This window comes from Providencia sp. PROV024, from assembly GCF_032709665.1.
GTDB classification, from domain to species: domain Bacteria; phylum Pseudomonadota; class Gammaproteobacteria; order Enterobacterales; family Enterobacteriaceae; genus Providencia; species Providencia huashanensis.
This window is the reverse complement of sequence record NZ_CP120545.1, coordinates 181,159-197,538: the sequence shown is the minus strand read 5'-3', so window position 1 is coordinate 197,538 and position 16,380 is coordinate 181,159. Positions and strand designations below refer to the sequence as shown.

The 16,380-nt window shown below is 38.3% G+C and carries 13 protein-coding genes and 1 pseudogene; 3 read left to right on the top strand and 11 right to left on the bottom strand.

Going from position 1 to position 16,380, the window contains the following annotated elements:
- Window positions 1-6: 6 nt before the first annotated feature.
- Window positions 7-1,521 carry an MFS transporter gene (locus P3L56_RS00910; RefSeq protein WP_042843325.1) on the bottom strand — a complete coding sequence of 505 codons (1,515 nt, stop codon included), beginning with the start codon at window positions 1,519-1,521 and terminating at the stop codon, window positions 7-9.
- Window position 1,522: 1 nt separating this feature from the next.
- Window positions 1,523-2,605: an HlyD family secretion protein gene (locus P3L56_RS00905; protein ID WP_198861057.1), complete on the bottom strand. Its 1,083-nt coding sequence runs from the start codon at window positions 2,603-2,605 to the stop codon at window positions 1,523-1,525.
- A gap of 140 nt (window positions 2,606-2,745) precedes the next feature.
- Here P3L56_RS00905 and P3L56_RS00900 point away from each other — a divergent pair, with 140 nt between their 5' ends.
- The gene (locus P3L56_RS00900) at window positions 2,746-3,384 is read left to right on the top strand and encodes a TetR/AcrR family transcriptional regulator C-terminal domain-containing protein (RefSeq protein ID WP_071547578.1); all 639 of its coding nucleotides are present in this window, start codon (window positions 2,746-2,748) and stop codon (window positions 3,382-3,384) included.
- Between the two features lie 22 nt (window positions 3,385-3,406).
- On the opposite strand, the gene norR is transcribed toward P3L56_RS00900, so the two are convergent.
- A complete protein-coding gene (gene norR, locus P3L56_RS00895) occupies window positions 3,407-4,921 on the bottom strand; it encodes a nitric oxide reductase transcriptional regulator NorR (protein WP_198861056.1) in 1,515 nt (504 codons plus the stop codon).
- A 179-nt stretch (window positions 4,922-5,100) separates the two neighbouring features.
- On the opposite strand from norR, the pseudogene norV reads away from it, so the two are divergent.
- Window positions 5,101-6,294, top strand: a pseudogene (gene norV, locus P3L56_RS00890) (anaerobic nitric oxide reductase flavorubredoxin); the annotation flags it as partial.
- Between the two features lie 62 nt (window positions 6,295-6,356).
- Complete coding sequence (gene ytfE, locus P3L56_RS00885; RefSeq protein WP_042843317.1) at window positions 6,357-7,019, top strand: iron-sulfur cluster repair protein YtfE; 663 nt, start codon at window positions 6,357-6,359, stop codon at window positions 7,017-7,019.
- Window positions 7,020-7,066: 47 nt separating this feature from the next.
- On the opposite strand, the gene P3L56_RS00880 is transcribed toward ytfE, so the two are convergent.
- From P3L56_RS00880 to P3L56_RS00845, 8 genes are all read right to left on the bottom strand, one after another.
- Window positions 7,067-7,411 carry a hypothetical protein gene (locus tag P3L56_RS00880; RefSeq protein WP_042843316.1) on the bottom strand — a complete coding sequence of 115 codons (345 nt, stop codon included), beginning with the start codon at window positions 7,409-7,411 and terminating at the stop codon, window positions 7,067-7,069.
- 193 nt (window positions 7,412-7,604) lie between these two features.
- Window positions 7,605-8,975, bottom strand: a complete 1,371-nt coding sequence (locus P3L56_RS00875; protein ID WP_042843315.1) for an adenylosuccinate lyase family protein — start codon at window positions 8,973-8,975, stop codon at window positions 7,605-7,607.
- Window positions 8,976-8,989: 14 nt separating this feature from the next.
- Window positions 8,990-10,546 carry a PTS transporter subunit EIIC gene (locus P3L56_RS00870; RefSeq protein ID WP_042843314.1) on the bottom strand — a complete coding sequence of 519 codons (1,557 nt, stop codon included), beginning with the start codon at window positions 10,544-10,546 and terminating at the stop codon, window positions 8,990-8,992.
- 180 nt (window positions 10,547-10,726) lie between these two features.
- Entirely contained in the window at window positions 10,727-11,467 is a 741-nt protein-coding gene (locus P3L56_RS00865; protein WP_042843313.1) for a MurR/RpiR family transcriptional regulator, read from the bottom strand.
- Between the two features lie 271 nt (window positions 11,468-11,738).
- Window positions 11,739-14,303: a fimbria/pilus outer membrane usher protein gene (locus P3L56_RS00860; protein WP_198860877.1), complete on the bottom strand. Its 2,565-nt coding sequence runs from the start codon at window positions 14,301-14,303 to the stop codon at window positions 11,739-11,741.
- Window positions 14,304-14,352: 49 nt separating this feature from the next.
- On the bottom strand, window positions 14,353-15,102 hold the full coding sequence (locus P3L56_RS00855) for a molecular chaperone (protein WP_166686146.1): 750 nt from the start codon (window positions 15,100-15,102) through the stop codon (window positions 14,353-14,355).
- Complete coding sequence (locus P3L56_RS00850) at window positions 15,095-15,814, bottom strand: molecular chaperone (protein WP_042848886.1); 720 nt, start codon at window positions 15,812-15,814, stop codon at window positions 15,095-15,097. Before P3L56_RS00850 ends, P3L56_RS00855 begins: the two co-directional genes overlap by 8 nt.
- Before the next feature lie 19 nt (window positions 15,815-15,833).
- Window positions 15,834-16,379, bottom strand: a complete 546-nt coding sequence (locus P3L56_RS00845; RefSeq protein WP_198860876.1) for a fimbrial protein — start codon at window positions 16,377-16,379, stop codon at window positions 15,834-15,836.
- Window position 16,380: the final 1 nt, after the last annotated feature.

Sequence of the window (16,380 nt, the reverse complement as noted above, 5' to 3'; positions counted from 1 at the left end):
TAGAGATTAGCGACTAAAAGGGACAATATGATTCTCTGGGCTAGGTTTTAAAAAACAAATCAGTACAAGTACGATGATAGCAATGACGAAAATAAGACTAAATCCATCAATAAACGAGCCAACATATGATTCTCGATTAATTAACGATACTATAGACATAGTATTATTTTCAGTACTTAGCATTTGTTCACCTGTTTGAATAAACGCAGTTTTATGGCCAAAATGCTCATCAAAAGAAATACGTAAATACGTATTCATTAATGCCCCAGCAAGCCCGGGCATTAGTACTCTTGCAATTGAAACATAAGCACCTAAATGCAGCGCAAATTGCGGTTGCATATTCACGACAAATAACGAGATTAACCCGATTAATACTAAACATTCACCAACGGATTGTATGATCATTAACGGAATAAATTCATGTATACGCCATTGGTAATCAATTTGCATACCGAGCAGGCAACTATAACCCATTAATACAACACCAAGCGTCATTAGTAATCGGCCATCAACCCGCTTAGCAAACCAAACGGCAATTGGGCTAAAAATTAAATAAGCGATAAACGCAATATTCGTGACTTCACCAATTTGGAATGGTTTTAACCCCCCCACAGACGATAAAAATGAAGGAATAAATAGGGAATTAGTCAACATTAAGAAACCGTACAAACAAGAAATAATAAAACAAATACACAAATTTCGATTAGCTAACCAATTGGGATGAGCAAAGGTCTGCTCAAAATATAATGCTCTCACGATAAAAATAGTAAACAGTGAAGCACTCCCGATAAGACAAGAAATAATAAAGCCGGAATCCCCCCAACCCAACATCTCACCTTGTACAACACCTATATATAATAAAACCAAACTTAGAATTTTAAGGAGCATTCCTCCCCAATCTGTTTTCTCAAAAAGCCCATAATTTATTTCACTTAGCGGTAATCCTTTCCATGCGAATATGCATATCATTGCAGCAAACAATGCGCATCCCCAATACAGCCACTGCCAGCCAATAACCTCAATAAATGACCCAGAAACACCAACCCCCGCATCCATTCCTAAAGAAACCCTTAAGCTGTAAGCAGCCATGACAATCAACCAGACATTAGGTTGTAAATTTCTTAGTGCTAAAGAAATTGTCATTGGCAAATAAACACCTAAGCTCAAACCAATAATAAAATGAATAACTAGTAATTCTGTAAACCCATAATTTCCTCCAATAATAGGAAAAACAACAAAAACACCCAGTAAAATAGCACTTGTTGCCATCAATATCCTTTCAGCGCCTAAAATAACCATAAACCAAGGGGTTAATGTCATACTGGTTAATTGAGCTGCATTTAAAGCAATGTTTAACCAACTTCCCTCCTGAACACCAAGCGCAAAAACCCCCCGTAAATCACCTAATGAAAGGGAAAACATACGAGTAAATAATGTCGATAAAATAGCGCCAAGAAAAACAGAAACTACAGCTAATAAAGGTTTTGTTTCCTTTGCACCGTGAAATAAGCTTAAGAACATCTTATTTACCTTTTCTAGCCATACTTTGTGTATCAATATCCACAACTACTGACATACCTGGACGCAACCTATCTAAATGATTTTGTTCAGATAAAAAACTAATATAAACCGGTATACGTTGAACAACCTTAGTAAAATTCCCACTACTGTTATCCGCGGGAATTAATGCGGATTCCCCACTGCTTTGCGCTCCAATATCGCGCACAACACCTTTAAAAGTGGAATCTGGAAAAGCATCAACCATGATAGATACCGCTTGCCCCGCATAGACATTTTTCAGTTGTGTCTCTTTTAAGTTTGCAATGATATAAGGCTGCTTATTAGGTGTGACAGTAACAATCTCTGTACCGGGTGTAACAAGGCTACCAATATTCAATTTAACTTTATTTAATTGCCCATCAAATGGAGCGGTAATAGTGGCATAAGAAGTTTGAGTCTCCGCTTGTTTTAAATTCGCAAAGGTAATATCCCGTTCTGCGACCCGTATTGATTCTTGCTGGCTTAATATATGTAACGATTGTTTGGCTTGTTCCCATTCCGCTTTCGCTGCTTGTTCTAATTTCATTAAGCGTTGTAGATCTGAATTGGCATCCAAATAATTTTGTTGGGTAATTGCGCCACTTTTAATTAATGCTTTACGTAGCAATGGGCTCCGCTTCATTTGCTGAACTTCAATACTCGCGGCTTGGTAACGGCTAAATAACATTTGAACAGTCAGGTCTTGCTCTTTAATTTCATCCGCTAGATTGCTGAGATTTTGTTGAGCCTTTTGGTAATTAGCTTGCGCTATTTGCTGCTTGAAATGCTCTTCTTGATTATTAATTTCTGCGATAACGTCACCACGCTTAACCAATTGATAATCATCAACTAAAATACGAGAAATATACCCTGTCATACGCGACTTTAAGATAGCTGAATCTGCTTTAATATAAGCATTATTTGATTCTTGGTAACGTTTAGTTCCCTGCCATTGGTCCCAATTCAAGGTTGCAAAAAAGATCAAAAAACCAATGCATAACACACTAAGCCACGGTGTTAAGGAAATGATTCTTTTTGATAATGTTTTAGATTCATTTGTCGTCATTTTATTAACCTCAATGCAGCCTAACAGTATGTTAAGCATTGCCGACTGGATGAATAATATTGATAATCTAACATTGTTAGGTTTATAAAATATGTTAAACTAACATTGTTAGATAATAAAGAACAAAATGAGAATTATTTATGAGAACGCCAAAAATCACACGTTTACAGGTACTTGAAACAGCCTTAACACTGCTTGAAACTGAGGGGATTGAAGGGTTAACCATGCGAAAACTTGCCGATGCCATAGGTATTAAGGCAGCTTCGTTATATTGGCATTTCAGTAATAAACAAGCCTTGCTTGAAGGAATGGCTGATCACATTGTCGCGACAGTGGCGATTAATTTTCAATATAAACAAGATTGGAAAGCGAATCTGATTACGCTCACATCTCAACTAAGAGATGCATTATTACAACATCGAGACGGCGCCCGTGTTTTTGCTGGAACCTATGTTATTTCCGATAACGTATTACGCATTAATAACGCGTTGATTAAAACATTTGTGCAATCAGGGGTTTCTGCCAATCAAGCCGCTAGCAGCACCATGACTGTTTTCTATTTTATTTTAGGTTGCTGTATTGAACAGCAAGCCGCTATTTTTTCTGCTGATAGCGATTTAATTAATAAAGAGTCTGAGTTTAATCAGTTGTCGCAAGACAAATTCCCCTACACATGGGAAGCAAAAGAAATGCTATTTTCTAACAACTACGACCAGCGATTTATTGATGGGCTAAATCTTATTATCAATGGGTTAGAGAAAATAAGCACCAAAGGCTAACAAACTCTCAGTATTCTAGAGCTTATTTAAGGCCTAGTCGTTTTGCTAATCGGTGTAAGTTGGCAATATCTAAAGAGAGCTCCCTTGCACAAGCAGACCAGTTTTGATGGTTTTGCTCTAATACCTGTGTGATCAGTTTGCGCTGAAAATCATCTGTCGCATCGCGTAAATTTTTTATCGTTGGAATTGCTAATGGAGCCGTAGTTGTTAATTCATGGTCATGGTAATCAAATGTGAAATGTTGTGGCTGTAAAATAATATCGCCAGTCTCACTTGATGCACGAGTCAAAACTATCGCACGATGTATCGCATGCTCTAGTTCACGGACATTGCCCGGCCATGAATAGTTAAGTAAATACTGCTGCAATGGCGCACTCAATACCACACTAGACAACCCAAATCGCAGCCGATACTGTTCACAAAAATAGCCTGCTAATAACATAATATCTTCGCCGCGCTCTTTTAGAGGCGGCACAAATAATGGGAATACACTTAAACGATGAAATAAATCTGCACGGAACCTTCCTGCCAAAACTTCTTCACGTAAATCTCTGTTCGTTGCAGCTAATACACGCACATTTACCCGTAAACTACCGTCATCCCCCACTCTTTGTATATCACCATATTGTAAAACTCGCAGTAATTTAGCTTGCAATGATGGTGACAATTCACCAATTTCATCTAAGAATAGAGTGCCATTATCGGCCATTTCAAATTTGCCCCTGCGGTGGGTAATTGCCCCCGTAAAAGCCCCCTTTACATGCCCAAATAATTCACTTTCTGCAACACTTTCTGGTAATGCCGCACAATTTAAATAAATTAATGGATGGTCAGCACGAAGGGATTTTTCATGGATGGATTTTACAACGAGTTCTTTGCCTGTTCCGGTTTCTCCCCCCACTAAAACATTTAATTCAGAGGTCGCAACAATCTCAATTTCTTTCTTCAACTGTTGCATACGGATTGATAAACCAATAATTTCAGTCTGACCTGTCGGTTTAAATAAAGCGGGCTGGCTGGGGAGTATATTTTGCTTTTCAAGCTGTTCAATCAGCAATGCATTATTTAATGCTCCTGCGGTTAGTGCGCTAACCAATCTTAACGCTTCATCACTAAATGCATCGAATTGGTCTGGCTCCATACCATCTAACGTCAACGCACCAATTAAATTTTGCCCTGCATACAAAGGTAAGCCGACACAAGCATGAACTTTAAGGTGTTGATGATGCGGTATTAGTCCATCGTAGGGGTCTGGAAGTTGGCTGTCGGCAGGAAAACGTACGACATCTCCAGCCCTTGCAATGGCTTCAAGGCGTGGGTGAGCGTCTAATAAAAACCGCCGCCCTAAAACATCAGGCATTAACCCATCAATAGCCAACGGAATAAATTGACCCGATTCATAACGCAACAAAGCACAGGCGTCACATTTTAGTGATTGCCTTAATGTGGTGATCAGGCGCTGAAAGCGGTCTGAATGCTCGATGCCACTTTGTAACTCTATTGCGATTTTTGCCAAGGCCTCTACGGAAAACCCCATCATGCATCCTTATAGTCAATTTGACTAAGATTATAGTCATAATGACAACTCTAAGTATAGTCATTATGACCTACATTTAATTCTCAAAATACAAAAAACGCATAAAATCAATAAATTATATTATTGGCATGAATATTGATTATGTATCTCTATATATCGAAAATATAGGGAAAATTAAGATGGCTATTCATGTAAAAAATAATATTCAATGGGTTGGGCAACGTGATTGGGAAGTACGAGACTTTCATGGAACTGAATACAAAACACTAAAGGGAAGCAGCTATAATAGCTATTTGATTTGTGAAGGAAAAAATGTACTCATTGATACCGTCGACCATAAATTTAGCCGTGAATTTGTTCGTAATCTCCGTGCACAAATAGATTTAAACACGATTGATTATATTGTGATTAACCATGCAGAGGAAGACCATGCGGGTGCATTGACTGAACTGATGAGCTATATCCCTCGCACTCCTATCTACTGTACCGCCAATGCCATAGACTCAATCAATGGTCACCATCATCACCCAGAGTGGAATTTCCAAATTGTTAAAACCGGTGACACCCTCGATATTGGCAATAATAAGCAATTAATTTTTATTGAAACGCCAATGCTGCATTGGCCAGATAGCATGATGACTTATCTTACTGAAGATGCAGTACTTTTTAGTAACGATGCTTTCGGACAGCATTATTGTGATGAACGCTTGTTTAATGATGAAGTTGACCAAAATGAACTTTTTGAACAATGTCAGCGTTATTACGCCAATATCCTGACGCCATTTAGCCGTCTTGTCACACCAAAAGTGAACGAAATTTTAGGCTTTAACCTACCCGTCGATATGATTGCAACCTCTCATGGTGTTGTATGGCGCGATAACCCAACACAAATTATTGAATTATATTTAAAATGGGCTGCGGACTACCAAGAAGATCGCATTACTATTTTCTACGATACGATGTCTAATAATACGCGTTTAATGGCAGATGCAATTGCCCAAGGCATCAATGAAGCAGATCCGAACGTTGCAGTTAAAATATTCAATGTCGCTCGCAGTGATAAAAATGACATTATTACTCATGTATTTAGGTCTAAAGGTACACTAGTCGGTACCTCAACGATGAATAATGTCATGATGCCTAAAATTGCAGGAATGCTAGAGGAACTTACGGGTTTACGTTTCTTAAATAAAAAGGCCGCGGCTTTTGGTAGTTTTGGGTGGAATGGCGGCGCTGTTGACCGCGTGCAAACTCGTTTAATGGATGCTGGCTTTAATACCGCCTTGTCTTTAAAAGCCAAATGGAAACCAGATACAAAAACGTTAGATGACTGCCGTGCATATGGACGAGATATTGCTCGTCAATGGGCGCTGCCAGCTTAAAACCGACTCACAATAACAACCTCAAGGCTGTATTATTTTTAAAGGACCCCAACATGCAATTAAGAGATAAAACACTCGGACAATTGGCGTTATCTATTCCAAGAGCCTCATCATTTTTTCGCCAATATAATATGGATTTTTGTTGTGGTGGAAAGCAAACGCTAAGCCGTTCCGCGGAAAAGTTAAATTTAGATATTGAGCTGTTAGAAAACCAATTAGCTGAATTATCTACAGAGACATTAGAAAAAGATTGGCGAGAAGCACCACTTAGTGAAATTATTGATTTCATTGTTGTTCGTTATCATAACAGGCATAGAGAACAGTTACCCGAGCTCATATTACAAGCGCAAAAAGTAGAACGAGTTCATGCCAACAAACCCACGGTACCCAATGGGTTATCCAAATACTTAGAAGCTCTACTTGAAGAGCTTGCAAGTCATATGATGAAAGAAGAACGTATTTTATTTCCAATGATCAAAAATGGATTAGGGCAAAATGCAGCTGGCCCCATTAGTGTTATGGAGCAAGAACATGATGACGCTGGCGATTTATTAGAAGCGATCAAAAGCATTACTCATAATGTAACGCCACCACCAGAAGCCTGTACGACTTGGCGCGTTTTATATAATGGTATTAATGAACTAATCGATGATTTAATGAACCATATTAATTTAGAAAATAATTTATTATTCCCTAGAGCATTAGCTGGAAATTAAAATTATCGTCATAGCATATCGCTACTCAGCAGTGAGTAGCGATGGTTTTACGACGGCCAAAGCCCCTCAGATTCAATCGCTAACGAAACGATATCATAGGTATTTTTATTCCATTTATTTTCTGTACAAGTGAAAACGAGTTCAGTTGGAGGAACAAAGCCCGTTTTGGCATCAACCCCTTTTGAACCAAAAACAAAGGCGAGCAAAGCCGTAAATGGTGCTGAGTTTACGGCCAAATCAGTGAGATCTAATTTGATTTTTTTTATTTCCTCGTCATTATCAAAATAGCCCGTAGCATAAATATAAATAGTACTTTGTTTTTCTGAGGCGTGGTTAATACTCGGTAATAAGAAATCAATTTTTTTCGCAGTAAATCGATATTGTTTTAACATAGATAATATCCATCTTGATGAGATAATAATTACCACCAATTTAAAAAGTATATCTATATATAATGAATAAGTTTCTTATATTCAAACATATCAATTAACACAAACTATAAAATTATATAACAGCACTGTTATATAATTAAAAAGAGTTACCTAATAAAATAGGTAACTCTTTATTTAGAAATGACTAATGATTTTATTTATAGTGTTGCTTGATTTGTTGCGAAATAGCCAATCCTCGCCTTGCTTCTTTTTCCGCGATTTCCACCGATAAACCAATATAGGATCTTGGGTCCAACATGGCTTTGATTTCGTCATCACTGAACGCTGCGGTGATCACACTATTTTTAGTCAGGTTGGTATAAAAATCTTCACCATCAGCTGCCGTCTTAATCGCTTCTTCATATAACAGTGCGTGAGCTTTATCTTTACCTAATTTTTCTGCCATCTTCATCATGACGTACTCAGTATTATCTAATCCTTTATTTCTCAGTACGTTATGTAGCATTCTGTCCTCATGAGGAACGATGGTTCTAGACAGCTCTTCCGTCCTTAAGAGAATTTCTGTCGTCAATTCTAAAGCTTCTTCTATTAGCCCATCGAATAACATATAGGAACTACTGTCCCCTTCATATGGTCTTACTGCAGAATACATTCCTACACTTGGTAAGGAATAAAGTTTCTGCGAATTAGCAATAATTCCCTTGGCTAATTTTGGGTTAATTTTATGGGGCATCGTACTACTGCCAACGGTACCCTTAGTAAACCCTTCAGAAACTTCCGCTATTTCTTCTAAGGTTGTGCTATAAACTTCTTCGCCGATTTTATGACAAATGTTAGCCATCAGTGCCAAATTCGCCATATATTCTAATTTATGGGTACTGAGGTTTCTTGATGGCACTTCCATCGCTTCCATTCCAGTTAATTCAGCGACTCTTTTTTGCACTGCCATGCCAACTTCTGGCATCGAGTTAAATGCACCAACCGCCCCTCCCATCATAATGGTGAATACGCGTTTTTCACATTCTTGCATGCGCTGATAACAATCAATGAAATCACTGATCCAAACTGAAACCTTATAGCCATAGGTAATCGGAATAGCATGACGCCCATGAGTTCTTCCTGGCATGACCATATGTTTGGTTCTTTCGGCTAAATTCGATAAGTTCTCAATAATTTCGCTCAGCAACAACATAAATTTGTTGTGTACTGTTTTCATCATATACAGCTGTGAACTTTGCTGAATATTCTGCGTAGTAATACCGTAGTGAATGTATTTACCACTTTCTTCTGAGCAGGCGTTCACGAGTACCTTCAAAAAAGGTACAAAGCCATGGCCAATTTTTTGGTAAATACGGTTCATTTCTTCAAAATCAATATTCTCTATAACCGCTTTTTCTTTTATTTCATCTGCCGCAGACTGGGGAATAAACCCCAACTCTGCTTGCGCTTGAGCTAACATTGATTCAAACATTAACCAAGTTTTATATTTCGCTTCATTAGATAGCAGATCTTTTATACCACGGTCATCAATTGTTTTACTTTTAGAATCGTATAATGCTCTCATTTTGTGTCCCTTCTCTATTTCTTCATTGCTTCATCAACAGCATTGCGAACAAACTCAACCTTCGGTCCATAAACAACGTGGACATGGTTTGCCGATGGAAAGAAGAATGCGGTACATCCTGATTCCAACATTAAATCTTTATTGATTTTATTGACTTCTGCGACATCGATACGCATACGGGTAATACAGTTATCTACGTTACGAATATTTTGTTTACCGCCTAAAGCTTCAACCAGAATTTCCGCAATTTCCCCATAACGCTTTTCTTTAATTAATGTATTTTTCAAGTTACTCGATTCTTCACGTCCTGGCGTTTTAATATCAAATTTGATAATCGCCCAGTAGAAGATGAAATAAGTGACAACCGCTAAACAGCTCCCGATGATGACTAAGAATATCCAGTTAGTGTGCTCGTACAGCAATCCAAAGATAGTAAAATCGAATACTGTTCCTCGAATATAACCAATAGCGACGCCGGCCAAAGACAATAATACCGCGCCGATACCTACAATGATGGCGTAAATTAAATACAGTAAAGGTGCAATAAATACGAAAGTAAATTCGAGTGGTTCAGTCACGTTTCCGAGCATCGCAGTTAATACCATCGTAACTAACATGGATTTCACTTCTGCACGGTTTTCTTTTTTCGATGTTTTATAAATCGCTAATGCGATCGCTGGGAACAAGAACAAGGTCACTAACATTTGCTGCTGTGCCATAAAGCGAGTCAAGCTTGGCATCATAGCCCAATATTCACTGTCAGGGCCTTGTTTAAATAAGACTTCTGTTAATGCAGGAACAACACCGACAAAGGTTTGTCCATCAATAACATACGTACCACCCGCTTCTGTAAATCTAAATAATACGTTCCAAACGTGGTGTAAACCAAAAGGAATAAATAAACGCTCACCACCCGCAGTAAAGAACGGACCTACTGGGCTTAAAAAGACGGCTGATAGTTTCATTAATCCCATAACTAACACTTCCCAGATGAAAGGAAGTGTCGCACCAACTATGATCATCAAGCCAATCATAATGATGGAAACAGATTTCTTACCTGAGAAAAATGCAAATGCGGTTGGTAGTTCAAGGTTATAGTATTTTTCGGTTGCCCATGATGCAATTAACCCTGTAATGATCCCCCCCGCAGCACTGATATTTAAGGTTTGTATGCCAAGTACTTTTATCTGCCCCACTTGACTCATGATTGCTGCATCAGCAAGTTTACCTGTTAGAACTAACCAGATATTCATGGTAATCAACAAGGTCAAGTAACCGACTACGGAGGCAAAAACCGCAATCCCCTTATCTCTTTGGTTCATACCATAAGCAACCCCCATGGCGAACAAAAGAGGAATATTATCGAAAATTACCCCTGCAATAGAACGAATACTGATGAGTAATGCGTTAACAGTTTCATTTCCAAGGAATGGAAAACGCGCGATCATATAAGTTTGAACTAACGCGCCACTGATGCCCAATATCATACCAATAGGTGCTAAAACACCGATCGGAAGGAGTAATGTTCTCCCAAAGCGTTGAACAGATTCACCAAACTTTCTTCTGGCCATACTTTTTCCTTATGACTTCTATTATTAGAATTAAAGGCATACTAGCTCGGGGGTTTTATAAAAGAAATGATGTCTCGGTTTTAAAGATTATCTTAGGTCATGATTTATGACCTAGGTCATTTTGAAACGACACTTTTTAAAAGCGTGTTAAGTGAAAATTAAAACTAAGTGGAGCAGTAACTAAAGTAAGCTTTCTAGTTCATTAATCAGTAAATCGACGAGAATAAAAAAACCAATTCTCGATTTTGTGTCATCGCGCTTAGTGTCATAACTATCAGCAAAGCAGAAAAGCGAGTTATCAGTATAGGTGGTTAACTCATTCGTGTTAAATGCAGTCATACTAATGATATTCGCCCCTTTTAACTGAACAATTTTAGCCGTTTCAATAATTTTTTTAGTCCCACCAGATAAAGAAATAAATATCACGGTATCATCTTTGCTGACTAACCGAGTGAAGGAATCAGAAAGATTGTAGTCATTGATAAAAAAGCAGTGTAAACCGAGTGCAAAAAGTAAATGCTCAAGGTAGTAGCCAACCGCTTTGCTTGTCCCTCTTGCAACAATAAAAATATTTCTAGAGCCATGCAGAATCTTAGCGCAATCCTTAATTTGTTCTTCATTTATTAAGGTAAAGCTCTTATTAATATTCTTTTCTAACTGTTTTTTATACGATGATATATTTACTTTTTCTATTTTATTTTGCTCTAAAATAGAGTTGTTAATTTGAAACTTAAGCTCTTTGAACCCACTAAACCCTAATTTTTGGGATAAATTAATAATTACCGTTTTTGATACAAAGGTTTTAGCAACTAATTCATTGATATTTAAATAAGGGATATCCGCTATATTATCTGTAAGATATTTTAATACTTTCTTTTCGCTAATGGTTAAATTATCGTAATTTTTCAAAAAATCTAGCATACCCCCTCCTATCAATGTGATGAGTTAACCCATCATATTATTGACCCAAAAATAACTTAGTCAGTCACATTAAATCAATGTAGGTGCTCAATCCGCCGATTATACGATAGATCATAGTGCAATGGGGGAGTTAAAGAGAGTTTTTTGTGAGTTAGCCCGACAATTTAATGAAAGCAAAAAAATTACCTATCTTTTGCTTAGTATCGATGAATGAACATAAGCAAAAAATAGGTAAAAAATAAATAATAATGTGTCTTTTTAGCCCGTCTGACTACTGGCATTCCGCCGTTAAAGTTCTTACTGGCGAATCTGCAGTAACTGCAATCGTGTCTAATGCAGAATAGTTAATGGTACACTGACCCGATTGACCACCCCATTTAACGTTAATACGACCAGTATTTGGTAACCCACTCATGTAAAGTTGGCCATTTGAACCCACAATTCCGGTATTGATATCGTTTTCATCGTCTTCTGATACTAACGTCGCGATCGCCCCAAAAGGTGGGATTTTCCCCGTGGCTTTCAGATTAATAATCGCTTGATAACCAATTTTGGTTTTAAACCTACGCTTAATAACCGCCCCTTCCGTTGGATATACCATCATCGAGGTGTCTTTAAAGGTCGTATCATCCGGTAATGTGTTCACATTAACCGCAATTTGGTTAGCCGTGTTACTGGATAACTGAGGAATAATGGCATTCCCAAAGCGGTCAAATTGCGCGCCAGAGGATAATGACGCCCCTTTTGCCCCCTCTGCGGTGATAATCGCAATCGTATCCCCCACGTTTGGCGATAATGTGACCCCATCTGAATGCGCAACTACACCGCCACTTAGGGTACCGTTCATTGAGCGACTCATATCTGAATAGCTGTAACCGGCTGATAATGTTGCATTATTCGCGGAGTAAGTCCCATTCAGGCTTCCCCCGTAATTGTTATTATAACTGTCATAGTTCTGATAAAGACCATAACTAAAGCGGCTATTCATCGCGCTACCAGTTAACCCTACTTGATGACGAGTTTCACCGTGCTGATCTACACTGACCCCATAACGCGCGCTCATGGTTTGTGCCATTTCACTGTTCGTCAATAAGCTGAGCGGCACAGACACATCAAAGGAAACCACGCGGTTCTCAGGCCAAGTATTGTTATAGCTCTTCACGCGGTCAACCATATAACTGAGACTATAAGAAACCCCTTTATAGTTATTGTTATAAGACATCCCAACCGAGGTATTTGAGTTTTGGCCGCCCCAATAAGTATTTTTTGACGCTCTTAAAGAAAGGGAACCATAAGAGTCAAAAGATTGGTTAATTGAGGTTTGGAAACTATAACGTTGACGCGCTCCCGTCCAAGGCGCTAAGTCATCTTTAATCGCATAACCGGCATTATTGTAATCTGAGAACGAATAGAAGTTCTCAGAGGTATAACGTAATGCCGTTAAGTCAAATGAGGTCCCTGTTGACAACAAACTTTTTGAGTAACGGATACGATAGGATTGCCCTTTGAGGCTTTTCCCTGAAAATCGAGCATCCGAGTGGGTAATATCGGTAGATAACGCCCCTAATACACCCAACGATAAGCCGACCCCACCCACAAAGGAGTTATACCCATTAGAAACTAACACCCCACCATAGGTGGTAATGTTATGTGGTAGCCCGATGCTGAAGGAACCAAGCGTAAAGTTTTTCCGCTCAGAGTCCACGGCAATTCCGCCATTGTAACGACCCGCGGAAATTTCATAATTATAAGCGCCTTGGCGCTCCATCATTGGCAGCGAGGAATAAGCCTGAGTGAAAACAGTTTGTTTGCCATTTTCTTCTTCAACCGTGACTTCCATGTCCCCGGCTAAGCCGCTGGCAGGGATGTCACGAATAATAAAACGCCCAGGCGCCACAAAAGTTTGGTAGACCACACTGCCGTTCTGGCGCACGGTGACAGTCGCATTGGTGTTCGCCACCCCTTCCACTATAGGTGCAAACCCTTGCATGCTGCTAGGGTCAAGCTGAGGGTTTGATTTTAGCGTGGCGCCTTTCATAGGAATGGCGTCAAAAATATTCCCGCCTGTCGAGATTTCCCCGGCTTTTAGCGTTGATTTAATCGCATTAATGGTGCGATAGATATAAGTATTGGAAAAGTTGGAGTCACTTGTGCTGGAAGACCCACTGCTTTTACTGTAGTTATATAAATAGCTCGTTCTTAGGCGCCATGGCCCCATGTTGATCCCTGCATTGATATTACTAAACAGAGAATCACTGGTTCCTGCTTTTTGGTGATATTTGCCCAGTTGGCGGTTATTACTGTAGTTAAAGACATAGTCCATCACTAACGCTGTAACGCCATCATCGCGTAATTCAGGCGGTACATAGCCTGCAAAGTTTGGCACCATGGCAATTTGAGGGACGGATAAATTCACCGTCAGCGTTTGTACATCAAAGGTGATGGCAGCATCGGCAATGTAACTGGATAAGTTTTCAATCTTCGTGTCTTCACTCAAATCTCTTAACTTGGGCAGAGATGCCGTATTAACACCCAGTTTTTTCAGTTCGCCGACTGTAAAGACGGGGGCAACATGACCATCTTGCTGTTTTTCAAATGCGAGATTAAATTCCCCTGACGGGATCATGTTAACATTAACGACCACGTCATAGACGCCGGGCGTTAATGTATTGTTATCCGCAAAGTCATTTAAATCGAGTTGAGAAACGTCTATCCCACTGCCGTGCATTAATAGGCCGGGGTCAAAATACGATTCGGCATGCATAAAAGAGGGGGCCATTGCATAGCAACAAATAAAGACCTCTAATGCAATTAATTTTATTTTTATCCCTTTCACTGCATCACCTTTCGTTATTTATTCTTGTTATTTATGTTTCAATCGATGTTTATTCTATGGATTGAGGAGGTAATTCCATTAAATATTCATCGGTAAATCGCCATTCGATTTTTCCAGCCTTCGAATTAGGTAATGTAATATCTTTGGTTGAAAAAGGCGTTAATGTTATTTCCCTACCTTCATTTTTAATACTATTTCCAGCCACTTTTAAATAATCAAATGATAGATAGAACGGGGTTGGATTTTCAATCTGTAATAAATTACCTTTGCGAGTTATCTTAACTTTTTTCGCTAATTCCGCTGTCTTAAGTTCTTCAATCGCTTTAGGACGATAGATTAATTTAAAATAGAAATTTGGGATAATATTCAATTGGACGCTATTTTCTTTTTTATTTTTCCCTTCACCAGGAATAGCTCTAATCCCAATCCAATACAAACTTTCTCTATCTTTTGGTATATCAGTATTATTAATTTGATTACTAATTCGACGGATATTCCATGAGGTTTGAGTATTCGGGTCCATTTTCTTTAGCGGAGGTAAGATAATAAATGGAACTTGCTCATTTTTATTTTCACTTTTAGGAAGTAAGGTCGCTTCATCAATATTAGCAACCCAAGCTTCCATTAAATAGCTATCGGGGTTTGCATTAGTCATATCAACACTAATACCGCCTGAGTTGCTTTCATTATAAACATAACGCTTTAGTACAAAGTCAAATCCTGTTGAGTTATCCGCCGATGCAATTAGTGGATAAAGTAGAATAATAAACCAAAAGGACCATACGCTATTTTTAATCATGTTGAGTACCCTTTAAGATGAGTGGTTTTGCTTTTGTTTCTCCACCATAATCATTGATTATGCTCCACTCTAACTTTGATATTTTTCTATTTGTATTTAATTCAACTGTTGAGAATGGGGCTACCATTGGTGCTCTATCACTATCATAATCGATGTTATCCATCTTTATATTTACTAAGGTATAGTAATAAGGAGATGGGTTTTTAATTACAATTTTCTTTCCTACCTGAGTTGCTGTTAGTTTATTAATGTAATCATTAACATGACCATTAATTCCATTTGGACGGTAGAACATCTTTATTACAATTTTTGTTGATAAGTTGAATCTTGTGTTCACCTTATCGCTATCATCATTATTCCTTTGTTGTGTCTCAGGAATAAAATTAGACATGAGATAAAATAAGGACTCTCTATCATTAGGTAAATCGCCTAATGATTTTGGTATGATTTTCAATGCGTTATTTGAATTTTCTTTTAGTGTTACAATTGGAGGTATGACTGTGAAATTTTCACTAGCCTCACCCTCCTTTTCTAAGGTTGAAAAAATTAAGCTTTGTACCAGATATTTTTTCCCACCACTATTATGTGCTGTAATACTTTGACTTTTATCATTCTGAGTAAAGATAACCCTTGAATGGTCGAGTGAAACCGCAGCAAATGAAGCTTGTGATACAAAAACTATGCCTAATAAGGCTTGTATTATCTTTTTCATTTAAACTTCCGCTATATTATTAATCGGCATAATAGCCAATAGTTAATGTTGCAGAGAAATCACCATCGCTAGGGTTGCAATTGCTTTCAGCGCAACGTAATTTGGCTGTCACCATTTTTGTTTCACTGACACTTTGAATATTATCCCAAATTATTGAGGCTGCATCTGGCTTTAATAATGAGTTCTGATTAACATCAATAACCCGATTTCCTTCTAATAACTGAACACCGATGACACCATTTGGGTCATCATTGAAGAAGTTTTTGCTGCCATTTAATGTATTACCTGATGCTAAATAAACCGCCGCCGTTTTTTGATCCGTCGTAGTACAATTTCTTAAACCAATCGAGAAATTCTTTGCCACCGTATCCTTTTTAATTTCACTGACGGTTGTGACACCAGATGCATTACCAAATATAATTTCATTTGGGACATCAATTTCACAGGTCTTAGCTAAAAATAAAACAGAAAATTGGTATTCTACTTTGTAATCATCTGCCGCCATCACGGGGTAATGCATGAGGAGCATTAAAAAAGTCAGTAACCCCTGTTTTATTTTTTTCATG